Origin of the sequence: Rhodoferax saidenbachensis (assembly GCF_031457975.1) — a bacterium.
Taxonomy (GTDB): domain Bacteria; phylum Pseudomonadota; class Gammaproteobacteria; order Burkholderiales; family Burkholderiaceae_C; genus Allorhodoferax; species Allorhodoferax saidenbachensis_A.
On the sequence record NZ_JAVDXO010000007.1, the window covers coordinates 143,627 to 161,875 of the forward strand.

Annotated in this window: 17 protein-coding genes and 1 riboswitch; of the genes, 12 read left to right on the forward strand and 5 right to left on the reverse strand. The window is 65.5% G+C overall.

Annotated features, from left to right (window positions below; translation table 11 throughout):
- From J2X15_RS15210 to J2X15_RS15220, 3 genes are read right to left on the reverse strand one after another with little or no spacing between them, the layout of a single operon-like run.
- Nucleotides 1-945 carry a M48 family metalloprotease gene (locus J2X15_RS15210; RefSeq protein ID WP_310344243.1) on the reverse strand — a complete coding sequence of 315 codons (945 nt, stop codon included), beginning with the start codon at nt 943-945 and terminating at the stop codon, nt 1-3.
- A complete protein-coding gene (locus tag J2X15_RS15215; RefSeq protein ID WP_310344244.1) occupies nt 942-1,538 on the reverse strand; it encodes an SH3 domain-containing protein in 597 nt (198 codons plus the stop codon). Before J2X15_RS15215 ends, J2X15_RS15210 begins: the two co-directional genes overlap by 4 nt.
- Nucleotides 1,539-1,578: 40 nt before the next feature.
- On the reverse strand, nt 1,579-2,580 hold the full coding sequence (locus tag J2X15_RS15220) for a LysR substrate-binding domain-containing protein (RefSeq protein WP_310344246.1): 1,002 nt from the start codon (nt 2,578-2,580) through the stop codon (nt 1,579-1,581).
- A gap of 115 nt (nt 2,581-2,695) precedes the next feature.
- Between J2X15_RS15220 and J2X15_RS15225 the strand changes: the two genes are divergently transcribed.
- Complete coding sequence (locus J2X15_RS15225; protein ID WP_310344247.1) at nt 2,696-3,220, forward strand: DUF2917 domain-containing protein; 525 nt, start codon at nt 2,696-2,698, stop codon at nt 3,218-3,220.
- Between the two features lie 139 nt (nt 3,221-3,359).
- On the forward strand, nt 3,360-4,553 hold the full coding sequence (locus tag J2X15_RS15230) for a GGDEF domain-containing protein (RefSeq protein WP_310344249.1): 1,194 nt from the start codon (nt 3,360-3,362) through the stop codon (nt 4,551-4,553).
- On the opposite strand, the gene J2X15_RS15235 is transcribed toward J2X15_RS15230, so the two are convergent.
- The gene (locus tag J2X15_RS15235) at nt 4,537-7,122 is read right to left on the reverse strand and encodes an FtsX-like permease family protein (protein WP_409034291.1); all 2,586 of its coding nucleotides are present in this window, start codon (nt 7,120-7,122) and stop codon (nt 4,537-4,539) included. The genes J2X15_RS15230 and J2X15_RS15235 overlap by 17 nt on opposite strands.
- Nucleotides 7,123-7,229: 107 nt before the next feature.
- Between J2X15_RS15235 and J2X15_RS15240 the strand changes: the two genes are divergently transcribed.
- From J2X15_RS15240 to J2X15_RS15285, 10 genes are all read left to right on the forward strand, one after another.
- Entirely contained in the window at nt 7,230-9,053 is a 1,824-nt protein-coding gene (locus J2X15_RS15240; RefSeq protein ID WP_310344252.1) for a DUF1800 domain-containing protein, read from the forward strand.
- 8 nt (nt 9,054-9,061) lie between these two features.
- Nucleotides 9,062-10,540, forward strand: coding sequence for a DUF1501 domain-containing protein (locus J2X15_RS15245; RefSeq protein WP_310344253.1), 1,479 nt, complete (start codon nt 9,062-9,064; stop codon nt 10,538-10,540).
- Nucleotides 10,541-10,544: 4 nt separating this feature from the next.
- A complete protein-coding gene (locus J2X15_RS15250; protein WP_310344254.1) occupies nt 10,545-11,663 on the forward strand; it encodes a saccharopine dehydrogenase family protein in 1,119 nt (372 codons plus the stop codon).
- A gap of 3 nt (nt 11,664-11,666) precedes the next feature.
- The gene (locus J2X15_RS15255; protein ID WP_310344256.1) at nt 11,667-12,173 is read left to right on the forward strand and encodes an SRPBCC family protein; all 507 of its coding nucleotides are present in this window, start codon (nt 11,667-11,669) and stop codon (nt 12,171-12,173) included.
- Nucleotides 12,160-12,525, forward strand: a complete 366-nt coding sequence (locus J2X15_RS15260; protein WP_310344257.1) for a DoxX-like family protein — start codon at nt 12,160-12,162, stop codon at nt 12,523-12,525. Before J2X15_RS15255 ends, J2X15_RS15260 begins: the two co-directional genes overlap by 14 nt.
- Nucleotides 12,522-12,998 (forward strand): DUF2269 family protein, encoded by a 477-nt coding sequence (locus J2X15_RS15265; protein WP_310344258.1) that lies wholly within the window; start codon nt 12,522-12,524, stop codon nt 12,996-12,998. The genes J2X15_RS15260 and J2X15_RS15265 overlap by 4 nt, the downstream gene beginning before the upstream one ends.
- A gap of 41 nt (nt 12,999-13,039) precedes the next feature.
- Nucleotides 13,040-13,133, forward strand: a riboswitch (TPP riboswitch).
- Between the two features lie 60 nt (nt 13,134-13,193).
- Entirely contained in the window at nt 13,194-14,225 is a 1,032-nt protein-coding gene (locus J2X15_RS15270; protein ID WP_310344259.1) for a thiamine ABC transporter substrate-binding protein, read from the forward strand.
- Between the two features lie 16 nt (nt 14,226-14,241).
- Nucleotides 14,242-15,822 carry an ABC transporter permease gene (locus tag J2X15_RS15275; protein ID WP_310344260.1) on the forward strand — a complete coding sequence of 527 codons (1,581 nt, stop codon included), beginning with the start codon at nt 14,242-14,244 and terminating at the stop codon, nt 15,820-15,822.
- Complete coding sequence (locus J2X15_RS15280) at nt 15,815-16,483, forward strand: ABC transporter ATP-binding protein (RefSeq protein ID WP_310344262.1); 669 nt, start codon at nt 15,815-15,817, stop codon at nt 16,481-16,483. The genes J2X15_RS15275 and J2X15_RS15280 overlap by 8 nt, the downstream gene beginning before the upstream one ends.
- Before the next feature lie 100 nt (nt 16,484-16,583).
- Complete coding sequence (locus tag J2X15_RS15285; protein ID WP_310344263.1) at nt 16,584-17,345, forward strand: PEP-CTERM sorting domain-containing protein; 762 nt, start codon at nt 16,584-16,586, stop codon at nt 17,343-17,345.
- 62 nt (nt 17,346-17,407) lie between these two features.
- Here J2X15_RS15285 and J2X15_RS15290 read toward each other — a convergent pair whose 3' ends face one another.
- Entirely contained in the window at nt 17,408-18,229 is an 822-nt protein-coding gene (locus tag J2X15_RS15290) for a substrate-binding periplasmic protein (RefSeq protein ID WP_310344265.1), read from the reverse strand.
- Between the last annotated feature and the right edge of the window lie 20 nt (nt 18,230-18,249).

Sequence of the window (18,249 nt, forward strand, 5' to 3'; positions counted from 1 at the left end):
TCAGCGGCCCGCATTGCGCGCCAGGCGCTGTGGGATGCTAGGCGAGGGCTGGCCTGCCAATGCGTCCAGCCGCTGGCCCATGGCCGCCTCCAACTGGTCCAGCCGCACCTGGGTGGCGGGGTGGGTGCTCAGGGTCAGCGTGAAGACGGGGTTGTCGGGCTTGGCGGTGCGCAACTGCTGCAGCACGGCCACCAAGCCATAGGGGTCAAAGCCCGCGCGTGCGGCCAGGGCCACACCACTGCGGTCCGCGTCCAGCTCGTCTTCCTGGTCCAGGCCCTTGGAGTACAGATCCTTGCCCAGGGCCAGCAGCTGGGCCGACACCATGCCCTGCACGTTGTTGCTGAATTGCGAGGCAATAGCTTTGGTCAGCAGGCCGGCTTGCGCGGTCTTGCGCATGGCTTTGAGGTGGTGTTTGCCCACCACGTGGTGGATTTCGTGGGCCAGGATGCCTGCCAGCTCCGACTCATCGGCCACCGCATCCACCAGGCCCTTGGTGATGAAGATGTAGCCACCGGGGGCGGCAAAGGCGTTGAAGCCCGTGTCGTCCAGCACCGCAAAGGTCCAGGGCAAATCAGGCCGGGCGGACTGCAGGCTGATCCAACGGCCCAGCCGGTTCACATAGCGCTGCAGCGCCACGTCTTTGTGCAGAGGCTTGGCACCCAGCAGCACGGCCGACAATTGCCGACCAATCTCGATTTCTTTGGGCTCGTCAATCTGCTCCAGGGACTGTGAGAGCAGCCCCACGAGGTCCACCGCATTGCCAGCGTTGGCCGCATTGTTGTTGCCCCCCAGCGAGAGGCCCAGGCCACCACCACCGCCCTGGTTGGGCTTGAGCAGGTTCTGGAACAGGCCGCCCAAGGCCTTGCCGGCGTCCTGCGCCTGCAGCGACACGGGGACGGCAGCAAAGCAGGCAGCCAGGCACAGGCTCAGTACGGTGCGCTTCATGGCAAGGCCCCCTTGAAGTTGGGGTTGGGAACGGGCGCAGGCGGTGCAGGCACGGGCAGTGGGTCTACCGCGCGGGCGGCCAGGCTGGCGTCGGTCGCAAAACGGCGCGCTTGTGCGGCGTCCTGGCGCTGGCCCTCGGCTTGGGTCAGCGCAGCCATATTGGGTTGCGCGTTGGCAATGTCTTCGGCGCCCAGGCCCCGTATACCTACGGTGGCCGTGGGGCCCCCTGTGTTTTGGTTTTGTGCGCTGCCGCGGTTGAACAGGTTGGACAGGCCACGCAGCGCGCCGGTGGCGGCGCTGGCCACGGTTCCCTGCTCGGTGGGAGAGCCCACGTCAAACAGGTGGATCCAACCGCTGGCGCCGGCGGCGGTTTTCACCTGGATCCACGGGCCCTGGCGCGTGGGCAGTCGGGTCAGTGGGGTTTGGGCGGGCAGGGCAACCAGGGTGGCGGCGCTATCGGCCGGGCCGTCGCGCAGCGCCGAGGCGCGCTTGGTGACCAGGACCTCTTGCGCCAGGGCGGGGCCGCTGGCCAAAGCCGTCAGCATGACCAGGACCACCAGGGTGTAGGTAAAAGGGTGACGGGGAATACGCATGCGTGCCATTGTCAGGGAAGGTGTGGCGCCGGGCAATGGTTCAGTCGGGATGGGCGTTGGTTTCGGGGTCGGGCACCTCGCCAATGGCCTTGCGCGTGACCGCCGCCTGCGCCATCAGCCAGGCGCAAAAGGCCTGAATTTCGGGCCGTGTGCTGCTGCGTGGCCCCACGATCAAAAAGTACACCAGCGGCGTGTCGATGCGTCCGTTGGGCAGCACCTCCACCAGGTCGCCACTGGCCAGGCTGTCGGCCACCAGCGGCATGCGCGCCAGCGCCACGCCCTGGCCGGTCAGCGCGGCCTGCACGATCTGGTGGGCGTAGTTGAAATACATCCAGCGCTTGGGCTCCAGCTTGGGCAACTGGTTGTCGTCCAGCCAGCGCCGCCAGGTTAGCCACTCCAGGTTTTGGTGGCGGTGGCTGTCACTGGCCTCCAGCAGCGCAAAGCGGTTCAGGTCGGCGGGCTTGCGCAGTGGCGGGCCGCTTTTCAGCAGCCAGGGGCTGGCCACCGGCGTGAGCTGTTCGCCAAACAGGCGCACCGCGTCAGGGCCTGCATTGCTGGGGCGGGTGTAGCGAATGGCGAGGTCTACGTCGCTGGTGTCCAGGTCCACCGGGTTGTCGGTGGCGTCCAGGCGGATGTCGATATCGGGGTACTCGGCCTGGAAGGCTTCGAGCCGCGGAATCAGCCACATGGAGGCAAACGAGGCCCAGGTGGAAATGGCCACGCTCTTGCGGCCCGCGGTGCGGCGGATCAGGCGTACGGCGCTGTCTACCCGTTCCAGGGATGGCACCACGGCACGCAACAATTGGCTGCCAGCGCTGGTCAGCTCCACGGCGCGCGTATGGCGCAAAAACAGGGGCACGCCCACCTCTTCTTCCAGCGACTGCACCTGGCGGCTTACCGCGCTTTGGGTCAGCGACAGCTCTTCGGCTGCCGCCCGAAAGTTCAGGTGACGGGCCACCGCCTCCAGGGCGCGCAAGTGGCCCATGGCAATGGGCCGGGTGCGCAGGCGGATCTCGGTGCTGGAAGGGACGGCGGAGGACATGGTGGGAATGTCGATTCATGCGTGAATGGAATGAATAGCATAGCCCGATTTCATTGGACGGTGTGGCGGGGCAGCGCGATCATTCATTGCCCAACCACCTAAACAGGAGTCCACCATGCAAGTCCAAAGTCCCTCGCTACAACAGTCCCAACTCGCTCAACAACCCGCCGCTGATGTCCAGTACGGCGCGTTCTCCCTGTCCGCTGACGCCCCCTGGGTGCTGGCCAAGGGCCGGGCGGTGACTCTGCGTCCGCGCACGGCCGGTGTGCTGCGTGTGGTCTCGGGCCGTGCCTGGGCCACGCTGGACGTGTCCCGCCACACGCCTCTGCTGGAAACCGGCGACCATTTCGTGGCGTTGGGCCACGACTTGCAGTTGCGCGCCGGGCAGCGTGTGGTGGTGGAAGCGTGGCCGCACAAGGGGCAGGACGACATCAAGCTGCAGTGGGTGGCGCAGCCTGAGCCATGCATGGCCACTCGCTGGCAAGCCAAGGTGGTGGAGCCCCTGCGTGACGTGGGCCACGGCCTGGCGTTGGTGGCGCGCGCCTTGGGGCGCCTGGTGGCAGGCTTGGCGGGCTATGCGAATGTGTTCGCGGCGGGCCGGGGTCGGGTGCTGTGCGGCCTGGAGTCCAATTCACCTTGATGTGCCCTGATTCACTCTAAGTTCCTTTGATTTTCTGCGCCCATGCCTCCCGGCATGGGCGTTGTTTTTGGGTAAAAGCAGTGCTGGCAGGTCCTCTGCCACTATCATGGTCGCGTCGCCAACTGCTGTGAGCCTGCCAGTGTCCGCTCCCGATCTGCGCATCTTCATCCTGATCAACGGCCTCATGGCCTTGCTGATGGCGCTGCTGCTTTTCTTCCAGGCGCGCACCTACCCCCGTTCCATCCGCGGGCTCAACCACTGGGCCATCGGCCAACTGCTGGCCTTTTTCTCCACCCTGTTGTTTGGTTTGCAAGGCCTTGTGCAAACGCTGGTCTTTGCCGGTATGGGCAATGTGCTGCTGGTGCTGTCTGGCGCCTATCTGTTGGTGGGCACCTGCCGCCATATGGACGTGGCGCTGCCACGCTACTTTGTGCCGGCTGTGGCGGTGTACGCCGCGGTAGCCATGGTCTGGCTCATTGCTGGCGACGCGCCGTACCTCTACCGGCTGCTGTTCATTTGCGGCACCATGGCCGTGCTGTTTGCTGCGCATGCGGCGGTCGTGGGGGAATATGGCAATGCGTCCTTGGCCTGCCGTGTGCTGCTAACCGTGTCGGTGCTGCTCACCATCGTCATGCTGGTGCGCGGTGTGACGGCCTGGGTGGACCCACCGGCTTCCAGCATCTTTGCGGCATCGACCATCCAGGTCGTGTACTTCGCCAGCTTCAGCTTCGGGCTGTTGCTGCTGTCCATTGGCGGCGTGCTCATGGCGACGGAGCGTATGCGCGGCGAGCTGGAGTACTTGGTCAGCAACGACAGCCTCACCGGGGCCTACACCCGCCGTGCCTTGTTTGCGTTGGGCGAGAACGAGGCGGCGCGTTGCCAGCGTCTGGGCACGGAGATGGCCGCGCTCATGATGGACCTGGACCATTTCAAGAACATCAACGACAAGCATGGCCACCATGTGGGGGACATGGTGATCAGTGATTTTGTGCACCGCGCCCAGACGCTGTTGCGCCGACCTGCCATCCTTGGGCGTTATGGTGGGGAGGAGTTCGTGGCTCTGCTGCCCGACACCACACGCGAGGAGGCCCTGCGGGTGGCCGAGCGCATTCGCCAGAGCGTCACCACGGACCCGGCATTGCCGGTGTGCCAGGTCAGCATTGGTGTCGCCACTTTCAACCACGCCGCGCCGGACACCCTGACCGCGCTCATCGACCGGGCCGACACCGGCCTGTACCGCGCCAAGCAGCTGGGGCGCAACCGCGTGGAAGAGGCCCTTGCCAGTCCCTCTACTCACGCCAACAGCGCATCCACCTCTACCAGTCCTCTTTGACCGCCATCACCGCGTCACGGTCGGCCGCGGCCTGGCCGGACAGCCAGGCGGTCACCGTGCCCGCAGCAATGACCGCCGCGCCCAGCGCCGCCAGCCGACCCCAGGGCAGGGCCAGTTCCATGGTCCAGTGAAAGCTCTGCGGGTTCACCACGTGCACCAGCACCACGGCCACCGCCAGGCCCAGCGTCACGCCGGCCAGCGCCCCCAGCGTGGTCCAGGCTGCGCCCTCCAATGCCACCACGCGCAGGATCTGCCGACGCGTGAGGCCAAGGTGCACCAGCAGCCCAAACTCCTTGCGCCGCGCCAGTACCTGTGCACTGAAGCTGGCCGCCACGCCAAACAGGCCGATGCCGATAGCCACCGCCTGCAGCCAGTAGGTCACGGCAAAGCTGCGGTCAAAAATCTTCAGGCTGGTGGCCCGTATCTCGGCGGCAGAGCCAAACTCCAGCAAGTTGCCCGCCTCGCCACCGGGCGTGTGGGCCAGCTGGTTGGCCAGGTCACGCAGGCGGTCTTGCACCTGGGCCACGTTGGCATCGGGTGCCAGCCAAAAGGCGATGTCGTTCACCCGCGTGTCGCGGCTGATGCGGGCAAAGTCGGCCTGCTCCATGGCCACAGTGCCAAACTGGCGGGAGTAGTCGCGCCACACGCCTGCTACAAAAACAGGAGCTGCTGGCGCAGTGTTATCGAGGGCTAGAGCCCGAAATGAGGCTGAAAGTGCAGGCAGGTCCTGCCCCAGGCGCGCACCGTACAGGTCCAGCATGGCTTCGCTCACGTATACCCCCGTGTGGCCTGGCGGTACCGGCAGGGCGTTACCCACTAACGGCAGGGTGAGGACGCCGCTTTGCGCGTCACGCAGCGGGCGCACCAGCAGCACCACGGCGGGTTGCGCCGGGTCCAGCGTCAGCGGCAGGCTGCGCTGCGTGGTCAGGCGCTCCACACCGGTCACCTGGGCGGCGCCCTGCACAAAGGCGGGGTCAAAATAGGCGGTATCCAGCGCGCTGCCGCTGCTGGCACCGCGCACATACAGCGCAGCGGGCAGTACGGTGTCCAGCCATTGGGTCACCGAGTGGCGAAAACTGGCCACCATCACGGTCAGTGCTACGGCTAGGCTCAACGAGGCCACCACACCGCTCACCGCCACGGCCGCACTCTCGCGCACGCGCCGGGCTCGCTCCACTGCCAGCAGCGGCAGCGCGCGGCGCGCCACCAGCGGGGCCACTGCGTCCAGCACCCAGCCCACGGCCGCGGGCAGGGCAATGATGCCGCCCAACAGCAGCAGCGCCACACTGAAATACGCCGCGAGGGGAATGCCTGCCACGGGCGGCAATAACGCCATCAGGCCACCGGCCACCAACAAGAACACACCCACCCAAGCCTCGCTGCGTCGGCCGGTCAGGCTGCCCAGGCCTTTGAGCGTTTGTGCGGGGGGCAACTGCTGCGCCAGCCGTGCGGGTGTCCAGGCGCCCACCAGCGCCGCGGCCACGCCCAGCAGCCCGAACACCAGCGCCGCGCCTGGGCTCCATTGCAGCGCGGGTGCGCTGCCGGCAAAGAAGCCACCGCCCAGGTCGCCCCCCAGCAGGCGCAGTGCCAGCGCGGCGAGGCCTGCGCCCAGCGCCAGGCCCAGCACGCTGCCCACGGTGCCAAGGGCAGCGGCCTCCAACAGCACCAACTGCAGGCGCTGTCGGCCGGTCAGGCCCAGCACGCCCAACAACGCAAACTGCTGGGCACGCCGTGCCACGCTGAGGGCCAGCACCGAGAAGACCAGAAAGCCGCCCGTGAACAGCGCCACCAGCGCCAGCACCGTCAAGTTCACCCGGTAGGCGCGCGACAGATTTCCGATGCGGGCCACGGCGTCGCCCGGTTCGCGCAGCGTGGCACCGGCGGGCCAGTCGGGGGCTGACTGCGCAGCGCGCACAAAGGCCGCGCGGTCTACACCGGCGCGCAGCCGCAGGTCCACGCGCGTGATGCGGTCGCCCACCGCAAAGAGGTCTTGCAGGGCCGCAATGTCCATCACCGCCAGCGGCGCACCGCCAGCCTGCACGCCACCTGCCACCTGCACCGTGCGCAGTTGCAGTCCCTGCTGCAGTTGCAAACTGCGGCCTTGGAACGCCTGGCGGGCTAGCGGGTTCAAAAACACCATGTCAGGCGCAAATAAGGCGAGCCGGTCCGCCCCTGCCGCTGGCAGGGGCAGCAGGTCCGGCGCCACGCCGGCCACCTGCAGGGCATCTACGCCCACCACGCGCAGCAGCACTTTTTTGCCGCCCTGCACGGCGTAGGTACTCAGCTCCAGCACGGGGGACGCCACGGCCACATCCGGGTGGTTCAGCAGGCGGCCCCAGAGCGCCAGGCTCACGCCTGCGTTGCCCCCCGCGGTGCTGCGCAGCTCCAGGTCGGGTTGGCCGCCCACCGAGCGTACGGCTTGTGAGAACTCGTCCAGCGCCGAGGCGTTGATCAGGTGCACCGCAAACGCCAGCGCCACCCCCAACATCACCGACACCACGGCTGCCCCATTGCGCCACGGGTGGTGGCGCAGCTCTTGCCAGGAAAAAGTAGTGAACAGCGCCATCAATATGCGCCTGAGCCTAGCGCATCTGCCTTGCAAACTTCACACAGCGTTGACACAAGCTTGGTTACCATGGCGCGGTTGTGCGGCCACCGGCCGCCATGGAATGCCCCATGACCGAAGATTCGCTCAAAGATTCCGCAGCCGTTGACACGGCCACTGCCAACTCCCCCCAGTGGGCCAAGCACGCGGCACTGGCCGGGCTCAGCGCCTTGCTGGCAGCCTGCGCCGCACCGGGTGCACGCTTTGGCCGTGGCCTACCGCTGCAGCGGCCCAGCCAGCACTACACCGATGCCAGCACGCCCGAAGCGGCCGCCCGCTTTTTGCTGCAAGCACAGTTCTCGGCATCGGACGCCGAAATTGCCGCGGTGCAAAAACAGGGCTATGCCGACTGGCTGGCCCAGCAGTTTGCCGCGCCGCTGGGCCAAACCGGTTGGGACTGGCTGAACGCGCGCGGCTACGGCACCATTGCCAACGACACGCGCTACTTTGACCACTTCTACCCCGGCGACTACATGATCTGGAACCAGCTCATGACTGCGCCCGATGCCGTGCGCAAGCGGCTGGCGCTGGCGTTGTCCGAGTTCTTTGTGGTGTCCCTCACGGGGCTGGACTTTGCGTGGCGCAGCCACGCCATGGCGTACTACTGGGACACGCTGGTGCGCCATGCGCTAGGCAATTTCCGCGACCTGCTCGAAGAGGTGTCGCTGAGCCCCGCCATGGGCCACTACCTCAACACCAAGGGCAACCAGAAAGAAAACCCCGCCACGGGCCGCGTGCCTGACGAGAACTATGCGCGCGAAGTGATGCAGCTGTTCTCCATCGGCCTGTACCAGCTCAACCCCGATGGCAGCGAAAAGCTCAATGCCACTGGCGCGCGGATGGAAACCTATGTACAAAACGATGTGAGCCAGCTGGCCCGCGTGTTCACCGGCTACGACTTTGACCAGCGCCAAAACGTGGTGACGCCGTTTGACCCCGAAGGCAAGCGCAAGGTGGGTAACACCAACTTTGCCAAGCAGCGCATGTCGCTCACGGCCAATCGGCACTCCGATTTGCCGACACAGTTTCTGGGTACCAGCATTCCAGCCAACACGCCGGGACCGCAGGCGCTGAAGATTGCGCTGGATACGCTGTTCAACCACCCCAACGTTGGCCCCTTCTTTGGCCAGCAGATGATCCAGCGCCTGGTCACCAGCAACCCCAGCCCGGCCTATGTGGCGCGGGTGTCGGCCGCGTTTGCCGACAACGGCGCCGGTGTGCGCGGTGACCTGCGTGCGGTGTTCGCCGCCATCTTGCTGGACGACGAAGCGCGGAGCCCCGCGGGGCTGCAGCAGGCCCAGTTTGGCCGTCTGCGCGAGCCGATGCTGCGCTTGGTGCAGTGGGGGCGCACCTTTGGTATCACGTCTGCCCAGGGCAGCTGGAAGATTAACGACCTGAGCAACCCCGCCACCCAGCTGGGCCAAAGCCCGCTGCGCTCGCCTTCGGTATTCAACTTCTTCCGACCCGGCTATGTGCCGCCGTCCACCCAAATGGCCAGCACCGGTGCGATGGCACCGGAATTCCAGATCGTGACCGAGAGCAGTGTGGCGGGCTACCTGAACTTCATGCAGGGCGTGATCCGCAACGGCATTTACGTGAATGATCCGGACTTGCCCAACAACATCAACAACTCCAGAAATCCGAAGAACGGCTACGACATCAAGGCCAGCTACAGCACCGAGCTGGCGTTGGCCACGGACGCCAAAGCCCTGGTGGCGCGCCTGAACCTGCTGCTGTGCGCAGGGCAGTTGCCTGCGGCGTTGCAGGGGCAGATGGTGACCGCGCTGAACGCCACGCCGCTGACCGCCACCAGCCCGCCCGACAAGCGGCTGGACCGCGTGGCCGCGGCGGTGTTCCTGGCCATGGCCGCACCCCAGTACCTGGTTCAAAAATAGGAGCCCCCATGGACTTCATGCAACTCCCTCCCCACAGCCGCCGCGCGTTCCTCAAACGTGCGGGCCAGTTGGCTCTGTCGGGCACCGCCTTGCCCATGGCGATGAACCTGGCTGCCCTGGGCGAAGCCGCCGCGGCCGATGCCAACGACTACAAGGCCCTGGTGTGCGTGTTCCTCTATGGGGGCAACGATTACGCCAACACCGTGGTCACCTACGATGAACCCAGCTACGCCCAGTACGCCACGGTGCGTGGCGGTGCGGGCGAGGCTGGCGGTGGTATCGCCATTGCGCGCGCCGACCTGGAGCGCACGCTGCTTAAGCCCCGCACGCCGTTGGCCGGTGGTCGGCAGTACGCGCTGCACCCGGCCATGACCGGGCTGGCCGACCTGTTCAACACGGGCAAAGCGGCGGTGCAGTTCAACGTGGGCCCGCTGGTGGTGCCGCTCACACGCGAGCAATACAACAGCCCGGACCGCAAGACCTACCCGCTGCCGCCCAAGCTGTTCTCGCACAACGACCAGCAGTCCATCTGGCAATCGTCCTCCCCCGAGGGCTCCACCGTGGGCTGGGGTGGCCATCTGGGCGACATGGCCATGGCGAGCAACGAGAAGTCGCTGTTCACCTGCGTGTCGGTCACCGGCAATGCCGTCTTTCTGTCGGGCGATGCGGCCCTGCAGTACCAGGTCAGCACCGGCGGTGCCGTGCGCGTGCGCGGGGCCACAGATGGGGCGGTGTATGGCTCGTCCGCTGTGAAGAACTTGCTCTCCAACATGATTTCGCAGCCCAGCGACCACATGCTGGAAAACGAATACGTGCGCATCACCCAGCGGGCGCGTGAGGCCGAAGTGCATATTTCCTCCGCCCTGGCAGAAAGCCAGGTCGGCGCCACGGGCAACCCGCTGACTACCGAGTTCCCTGCGCAAAACCCCTTGGCCGACCAGCTCAAGATGGTGGCGCGCCTCATCAAGGGCCGCTCGGTGCTGGGCAGCAAGCGCCAGGTGTTTCTGGTGTCGCTGGGCGGGTTTGACCTGCATGACAACCTCATCGCCCAGCAGCCGGTGTTGCTGGGCCGAGTGAGCGACGCCATGGCGGCGTTCTACAGGGCGACCGAAGAACTGGGCCTGAGCGACAGCGTGACCACGTTCACCGCGTCCGACTTTGGCCGCACGCTCACCTCCAACGGCGATGGCTCGGACCACGGTTGGGGTGGCCACCACATCGTGGTCGGCGGTGCGGTCAAAGGGCAGGCGTTTTACGGCGCACCGCCTCCGGTCAGCGTGGGCAATACATCGGCCCCGCAAGACCAGTGGCATGTGGGCCAGGGCCGCCTGCTGCCCAGTACCTCGGTGGACCAGTACGCCGCCACGCTGGCGCGCTGGTTCGGCGTGGGGCCCAAAGAGATGCTCACCATCCTGCCCAACCTGCGGCATTTCGGTGACATGGCCAAGCGGCCGGACTACCCGGTGAACCTCGGTTTCCTGGGCTGACCGCATGCGAGTACTGGTGCTGGGGGGCTACGGAAATTTTGGTGCACGTATTTGTCGCGCGCTGGCCGCCGATGCGTCTATCGAGCTGCTGGTGGGCGGACGCGATGCGACGCGGGCGTCCGCTTTTGCCGCGGAGCTGAACCGGTCCCATGGTGGCCAAGCCAGCGGTGTGGCCGTGGATTGGCAGAGTTCGCATTTCTCGCAAGCGCTACGCATCCATGGGGTGGAATTGCTGATCCACACGGCGGGCCCGTTTCAGGGACAAAACTATGCCGTGGCGAAGGCGTGTGCGCAGGCCGGTGTGCACTACATTGACCTGGCCGATGGTCGGCGCTTTGTGTGCGACTTTGCACAGGCAATGCAGGTGCCATTCGCTGCTGCCAACCGCGTGGCCATCAGCGGCGCCAGCACCGTGCCCGCGCTGTCATCGGCGGTGGTGGACTTTCTGTGCCTTGGCTGGCAGCGCATCGACGCCATTGACATGTGTATCGCGCCGGCCCAGACAGCGCCGCGGGGTGTGGCCACGTTGGAGGCCGTGCTGAGCTATTGCGGCGTGCCGGTGCAGATTTGGCGCAAGGGGCAGTGGCAGTCAGAGATCGGTTGGGCGCATCCGCAGCGGGTGGAGTTTCAGCGCCTGAAGGCCCGGCTGGGCGCGGTGTGTGACATCCCGGATCTGGAGCTGTTTCCCACACACTACCAAGTGCAGGGCCGCATGGTGTTTCGCGCGGCGCTGGAGGTGGGCCTGTCCCAGCGGGCGTTTGCGGTCTTGGCCTGGTTGCGTCAACGCGGCTGGCTCAAGAATCCTTCCTCTTTGGCCGGGCTGTTGAACGCAGGTGCCAAGCTGTTCGACCCGCTGGGTTCTGCGCTGGGCGGCATGGTGGTGCGCGTAGCAGGTTTGAATGCGGACGGCGCACGGACCAAGCGCGCCTGGCACATCGCCGCCGACAACGACCATGGCCCCGAAATCCCCTGCATGGCCGCCATCCTGCTCGCCCGACGTCTGGCCGCGGGGGAGCCGATGGAAGTCGGTGCGCGCGCCTGCATGGGATTGCATGCCCTCAGCGAGTTCACGCCTGAGTTCGCCAAGTGGGGCATGGTGACGGATGTGGTGGAAGAGGGCTGACCCGTGATTCACCGCAAACTGGAATTCACCATGCCTGCGCCCGCCGCCGTGGTGTTTGATGCTTTTCATTACCACCAGTGGCGCCACCACTGGGATTCGCTGGTCAGTGGGACGGAGGTGGTGGGTGGAGCGCCTTGCCCCTACGTTGGGGCCATCACGCAGAATGCAGGCGGCGGTTGGTTGCGAGGGCTGTCCATGCAAACCCGATTTGTGAGCTTCGATCGCCCCCGCCTGGCAGCAGCCACCATGGTGGGCACTTCGTTTCCTTTCTCCCGTTGGGCAGCTTCCATGCGTCATAGAGAGGTGGGGCCAAAAGACTCCTTGTTGATTTACACCTATACCCTCGACGTGACGCCGCGCGGGCTGGCTTGGCTGCTGAGACCTGCGGTGCATCTGGTCTTTGCCCATCAAACGCGCAAGCGTTTTCGCCGCCTGCAAAACTTTCTGGCTGGGCACGCGCATGAGGTTCTCGCCTGGCAGCAGCTGCAGGAGCCCCATGGAATACGCTGAGTCGCGTTGGCTGCGCTACAGCCTGGTGTTTGTGTGGCTGGCTACGGCGCTGGTCAGCGTGCAGGAGTTGCGTGGCCAGAGCCGGATGTTGCTGGTGGCCGGTGGTGTGACGGATCCGCGCCTGGCCGATGCCCTGGTGTGGGCAGGGGCTGCAGTAGATGCCGTGCTGGGGTTGCTATTGCTGGTGTGGCCGGTGCGGCGTGTCTACGGCCTGGCTTTGCTGGTGATGCTGGGTATGACGGTGGTGGCGACCGTGCTGCAACCTGTCCTGTGGCTGCATCCGTTGGGGCCGCTGACCAAGAACGTGCCCATTGGGGTGGTGTTGTGGATACTGATGCGGAGGTCGCTGTGAGTCTGTATTTTTTCCTGAAGTGGGTGCACATCCTGTCCAGCGCGGTGCTGGTGGGCACCGGGTTTGGCACGGCGTTTTTCTTCTTTTATGCCAACCGCAGCGGCGTGGTGGCCGCACAGGCCGTGGTGTCGCGCCTGGTGGTGCGGGCCGATACCTGGTTCACGTCGCCCGCCGTGGTGATCCAACCCGTCACCGGGCTGTGGATGGCCTACCTGGCCGGCTACCCGTGGACCACACCCTGGCTGCTGCTGACGGTGGCGCTCTACCTGTTCACCGGTGCCTGCTGGACACCGGTGGTGGCACTGCAGCTGCGCATGGCCGAGATGGCAAAGATCGCGCATGAAAAGAACGAGCCCTTGCCGGATCTGTACTGGCGATACGCGCGCCGCTGGGAGGCGCTGGGCTATCCCGCGTTCATTGCCATGCTCGTGGTGTTCTACCTGATGGTGGCCAAGCCGGCCCTGTGGGCGTAGGCCTGCGCAGGCGCCTCGTCGACCCAAAAGCCTACAATCCTCGCTTCCACCGGGGGTGTCCATCACAGGACTGAGAAATACCCCATGTACCTGATCTGGGTTATGCCAGCGTAGGAAGTGTGAGAAGCCAGTCCCGTCTTGCGGGTGCCGGTTTTTGATGCGACCCGCGGCTGGCGCATTGAAAGAGAGCACACCATGCAACACGGGATTTTTTCGTTTCTGAAGACCACGCTGGGCGCCGCCTTGCTGACCGCCGGCCTGGCAGCGGCCCACGCTGCTGACCTGCGCGTGCTGACCCACAGCTCCTTCACCGTGCCCAAGCCCTTGCTGGCGCAGTTTGAAAAAGACAACGACGTGAAGCTGCGCATCACCAAGGCTGGTGACGCGGGCGAGATGCTCAACAAGCTCATCCTGACCAAGGCCAATCCGATTGCCGATGTGGTTTATGGCATTGACAATGCGCTGGCCCCCAAGGCGCTGGCCGCGGACGTGCTGGACAGCTACGCCGGAGCCGCTGCCAGTCGCAAGCCCGCGGCCGAGCTGCCCGCGCCGCTGGTGCCCGTGGACTACGGCTACGTAACGCTGAACTACGACAAGGCCTGGTTTGCCAAGAACGGCGTGGCCGTGCCCAAGGCGCTGGACGACCTAGCCCAGCCCGCGTATGCCAAATTGCTCGTCGTGCAAAACCCCGCCACCAGCAGCCCCGGCTATGCCTTCCTGCTGGCCACCATTGGCGCCATGGGTGAAGACAAGGCCTTTGACTTCTGGGCCAAGCTGCGCGCCAACGGCCTGAAAGTGGCTAAGGGCTGGAGCGAGGCCTACTACACCGAATTCAGCCAGAACGGTGGCAAACACCCCATCGTGGTGAGCTACGCCACCAGCCCGGCAGCCGAAGTCTTCTACGCCAAAACGAAGTTGACCGAGCCGCCCACCGCATCGCTGAGCTTGCCCGGCGCCGTGTTCCGCCAAGTCGAAGGCGTGGCGCTGGTGAAGGGGGGCAAGGAGCGTGCTGCGGCGGAGAAGTTTGTCGAGTTCATGCGTTCTGTGCCCGTGCAGCAGGGCATGCAGACCGAGATGTGGATGTACCCCACTGAAGCCGGTGTGGCAAAGTCCGACGCCTTCAAGTTTGCGCCGGAGCCCACCGCCTTCCATGCCCCCAGCGATGCCGACATCGCCGCCAAGGGCGCAGAGTGGGTGGCGCGCTGGACCAAGGTGGTGCTGAAGTAATCCGGCCGGTTTGACCATGCGCCACCGCAACCCGGCGCAGCCCTGGGCGGGCTGGTTGCTGCCTGTGCTGCCACTGGTGTTTTTGCTGGTGGTGCTGGTAGCACCTGCGCTGCGCCTGCTGGTGGAAGGCGGACGGGGCGGGGCCGGTGCTGCCACCTTGTTCGCGCCGTGGCTGGACCCGTATTTGCGCTGGCGCATGGCCTGGTCGTTCTGGCAGGCCACCATTACGTGCATCGCCTCCCTCGTCCTGGGCCTGCCCATGGCCTGGGTGCTGGCGCGCTTTGATTTCCCGGGCCGTACGCTGATCCTGCGGGGGCTCATGTTGCCCTTTGTGGTGCCCACGCTGGTGGCGGCCATGGGGGTGTTGGCTCTGCTGGGGCCGCAGGGCCTGTTGGTGCGCCTGGGCGGGCCGGACCTGCAAGACACGCCCTGGCTGCTGCTCTACGGCAATTTGTTTTTTAACCTCTGTGTGGTGGTGCGCGCGGGCACCGATGCGCTGGGGCAGGTGAGTGCCTCACGCGTGGCCGCGGCGCGCACGCTGGGCGCCACGCCCTGGCGTGCCTTTTGGCGTGTGGAGTGGCCGGCCATTGCGCCTTGGCTGGCCTCGGCGCTGTGCCTGGTGTTCCTGTACTGTTTTGCGGGCTTTGGCCTGGCGCTGGTGCTGGGCGGGCAGGACTACGCCACGGCCGAGGTGGAGATTTATACCTTGGTGGCGCACGAGCTGCAGTTGCAGCAGGCCGGTGTGCTGGCGGTGTGGATGCTGTTGCTGACCGCGCTGGTGGCGCTGGCGTACGCCGCCATCGAACGTCGCCTGGCTGCGCCCGGCCGTGCGGACCGCGTGCCACGCATGCAACCCAGTAGCGCGGCGCAGTGGGCCGCCGTGCTGGCCATGGTCGCAGTGTATATGCTGATTTGTGCGCTACCCCTTGTCGCCATTGCGCAAGGTGCTATGAATTCAGGAGCGGATGCCTGGGCCGTGCTGCTGGAAGACGACACGTTGGTGGCGCTTTGGAACACCGCGCGCTTCACTGCACTGTCCTTGTTACTGGCCACCGCGCTGGGCCTGGCGCATGCGCTGGCGGCGCGGCGCGTGTTGTGGCTGCGGGCGCTGGTGTTTTTGCCCTTCATGGTGTCGCCGGTGATGGTGGCCTTTGGGCTTTTGCTGTTGTACCCGGCCTGGACCGGCAGCTTCAGCCTGCTGGTGGCGGCCTATGCCTTGTTGGCCTACCCGTTTGTCGCCAAGTCCATCGCGTCCGCACTGGACAGCCTGCCCGAGCACTACCTGGACGCCGCACGCAGCCTGGGCGCCAGCCCCTGGCGCGCGTTTGTGCGTGTGACGCTGCCGTTGCTGGCGCCCGCGCTGCGCCGGGGCATGGCGTTTGCGGCGGCCACCGCCGTGGGTGAATTTGCGGTCACGCTGTTTTTGTCGCGCCCCGAATGGGCCACACTCACCACCCTGATTTACCAGCACCTGGGCCGCCCCGGTGCGGCCAACCGCAGCGCCGCGCTGGTGCTGGCCTGTGTACTCATGGGGCTGGCGCTGCTGGCCTTTGTGCTGATTGAAACCAAGCCCTCCGAGGACCGCGACCATGCTTGAGCTGCAGGCCATCTGCAAACACTGGCAGCCCTACGCCCCCCGGCATGCGGCGCCACGCCCGCTGCTGCAAGACCTGCAACTGCAGGTGCGTCCTGGCGAGACGGCGGCGCTGCTGGGCCCTTCTGGCAGCGGCAAAAGCACGCTGCTCAAGATCGTGGCCGGGCTGGAGCCGCCCGAGAGCGGGCGCGTGCTGTTTGCGGGCCAGGACATCACCCACACCCCGCCCGAACGACGCGGTTTTGCGCTGATGTTTCAGGACTTCGCGCTGTTCCCGCACCTGAGCGTGCAGGACAACGTGGCCTTTGGCCTGGTCGAGCAGGGCCAGCGCAAGGCTGCGGCACGCGAGCAGGCGCGCACCATGCTGGAGCGCTTTGGCCTGCAGGCCTATGCCAAGTCCAAGGTGTGGCAACTGTCCGGTGGCGAGCAGCAGCGTGTGGCGCTGGCGCGTGCGCTGATCACCCAGCCGCGCGTGCTGCTGCTGGACGAACCCTTCTCGGCGCTGGACGCCGAGCTGCGCCTGCAACTGCGCCAGGAGTTTGTGCAGCGCATTGCTGAGTTCCAGATGGCCACCATTTTGGTAACGCACGATGAAACCGAGGCACGCGCCATGGGCACTAGGGGTTACCGGCTGATGAACGGGGCGCTGGCACCCCAGTGGTGAGGAAGTCTCTGGTGGCCTAGTCCGATTGGCCTATCGCCAAGCGCGGCGAATATGTGTAACCTCCTGTAACAAGTAAAGTACCTTTTCTTCTGCAGGGCCTATGAACACTTCTTTCCTCAAATCGACCGCCCTGGCCTTGTTGGCCGCTGGCCTGAGTTTTAGCGCTGCGGCGTCCAATCCCGCCAACACCAACAACACGCTGTACGGCGTGAACTTCGGCACGGGCAGCAGCTACAGCACCACCTTTCTGGGTGGCGTGACCGCTAATTTCAATGCGCTGGTGGCGGTGGGACCCAACAATGTGGCAGCCAAGTTCAGCACCAAGGCTGGCCAAGGCGGCTACCAGGGTATCGGCGTGTCGCCCTTCACAGGCAGCGAACGCACCCCGGGCGAGATCGATATTGGCGAGTCCATCGTGGGCAGCTTCTCCAGCGGCATCAGGGTCACCAGCTTTTCGCTAGGCCTGTTGTTTGACGGCCCCGAATACAGCGACGTGAACGAAGTGGCCAAGATCAGCGTGAAGTTTGCCAACAACTCGGTGGCGTTGTTCACCCTGGAGGCCACTGGCGTCAACACCGCCATTTGGTCGGGTAGCAATGGCACGGTGCTGAACCTCAGCCCGGCGTCCAACGCTCTGGGTGGCGCCTGGAAGGTGAGCAATCCCTTTGGCAATGCGTTGGTGAAGTCGATTTCGTTTGGTGCTGCAACGGGGGCGAAAGGCTCTGCCGGTGGTGCAGGCACCAACCAGTCCGACTACACGCTGATCAGCGTGAGCGCAGTGCCCGAACCCGAGACCTATGCCTTGATGCTCGCCGGTCTGGCCGCTATCGGTGTGGTGGCACGCCGCAAAAAACGGGCTTGATACATACGCTGGGGCCAGTTCTTCTGGCGCAGATAAGAGAACGGCCCTTGCAAGGGCCGTTTTTATTTGGCGTCGCGCGGCTTGATGCTCTCTTTGAGCACGTTGGCCGGATAGTAGGTTTGAAAGCTCTTCCACACGGCGCCCGACTGTGATGCGCGGTTCAGGATGGTCAGCAGTGTGGCCGTATCTTCTTTGTTGAGCGTGGCCCTGGACAGGTAAACACCGCTCTCACCCCAGGGCAGTTCGTTGATGGGCTCCAGCCGCAGCTTGTCGGCCAAGTCGCTCACGCGCGGGTCGTCCTGGATGGCGCCAGTGAAGATGTTCGGCGCCATGATGGTCACATCGCCGGGGTTGGCCTTGAGCACGCGGGCCACCGCAATCGGGTCGGACTCGAGCAGCAGGCGGTTTTGCTTGGCCAGCGCCTCCATCAGTTCCTGGTAGGGCACGCCGTAGTCAAAGCCGCGCACCAGCACCACGCGGGTGTCTTTGCGTTCCAGCAGTTCGTAGGCGGTTTTGAGCGGGGGACGCTTGTTGTCAATCGAGATGACGGTGGCACGGCTGCGGATCAGCGGTACAAAGATGCCAAGCTCATCGCGCCGTGGCGTTTTGCTGGCCGGGATCAGCAGGTCGGCTTTGCCGGTTTCAAACATCAGCTCCTGGCGGGCACGGGGAACGGCGGTGAGGATGAATTCGCAGCCTTCTTTGGCCAGGGACTGCAGCAGCTCGGGGTAGATGCCGGTGATCTCGTTGTCGGCAATCATCACGCTCTGCCCCGTGGCCGACATGGGGACGTTCATCGGGCGGCTGCAACCGGCATGCGCGATGCTGGCTGCCAGGGCGCAGAGAGCGGGGATCAGGAATGCAGGGGCAAGACGTTTCACCATGCAAGCCAGTCTAGCGCAAG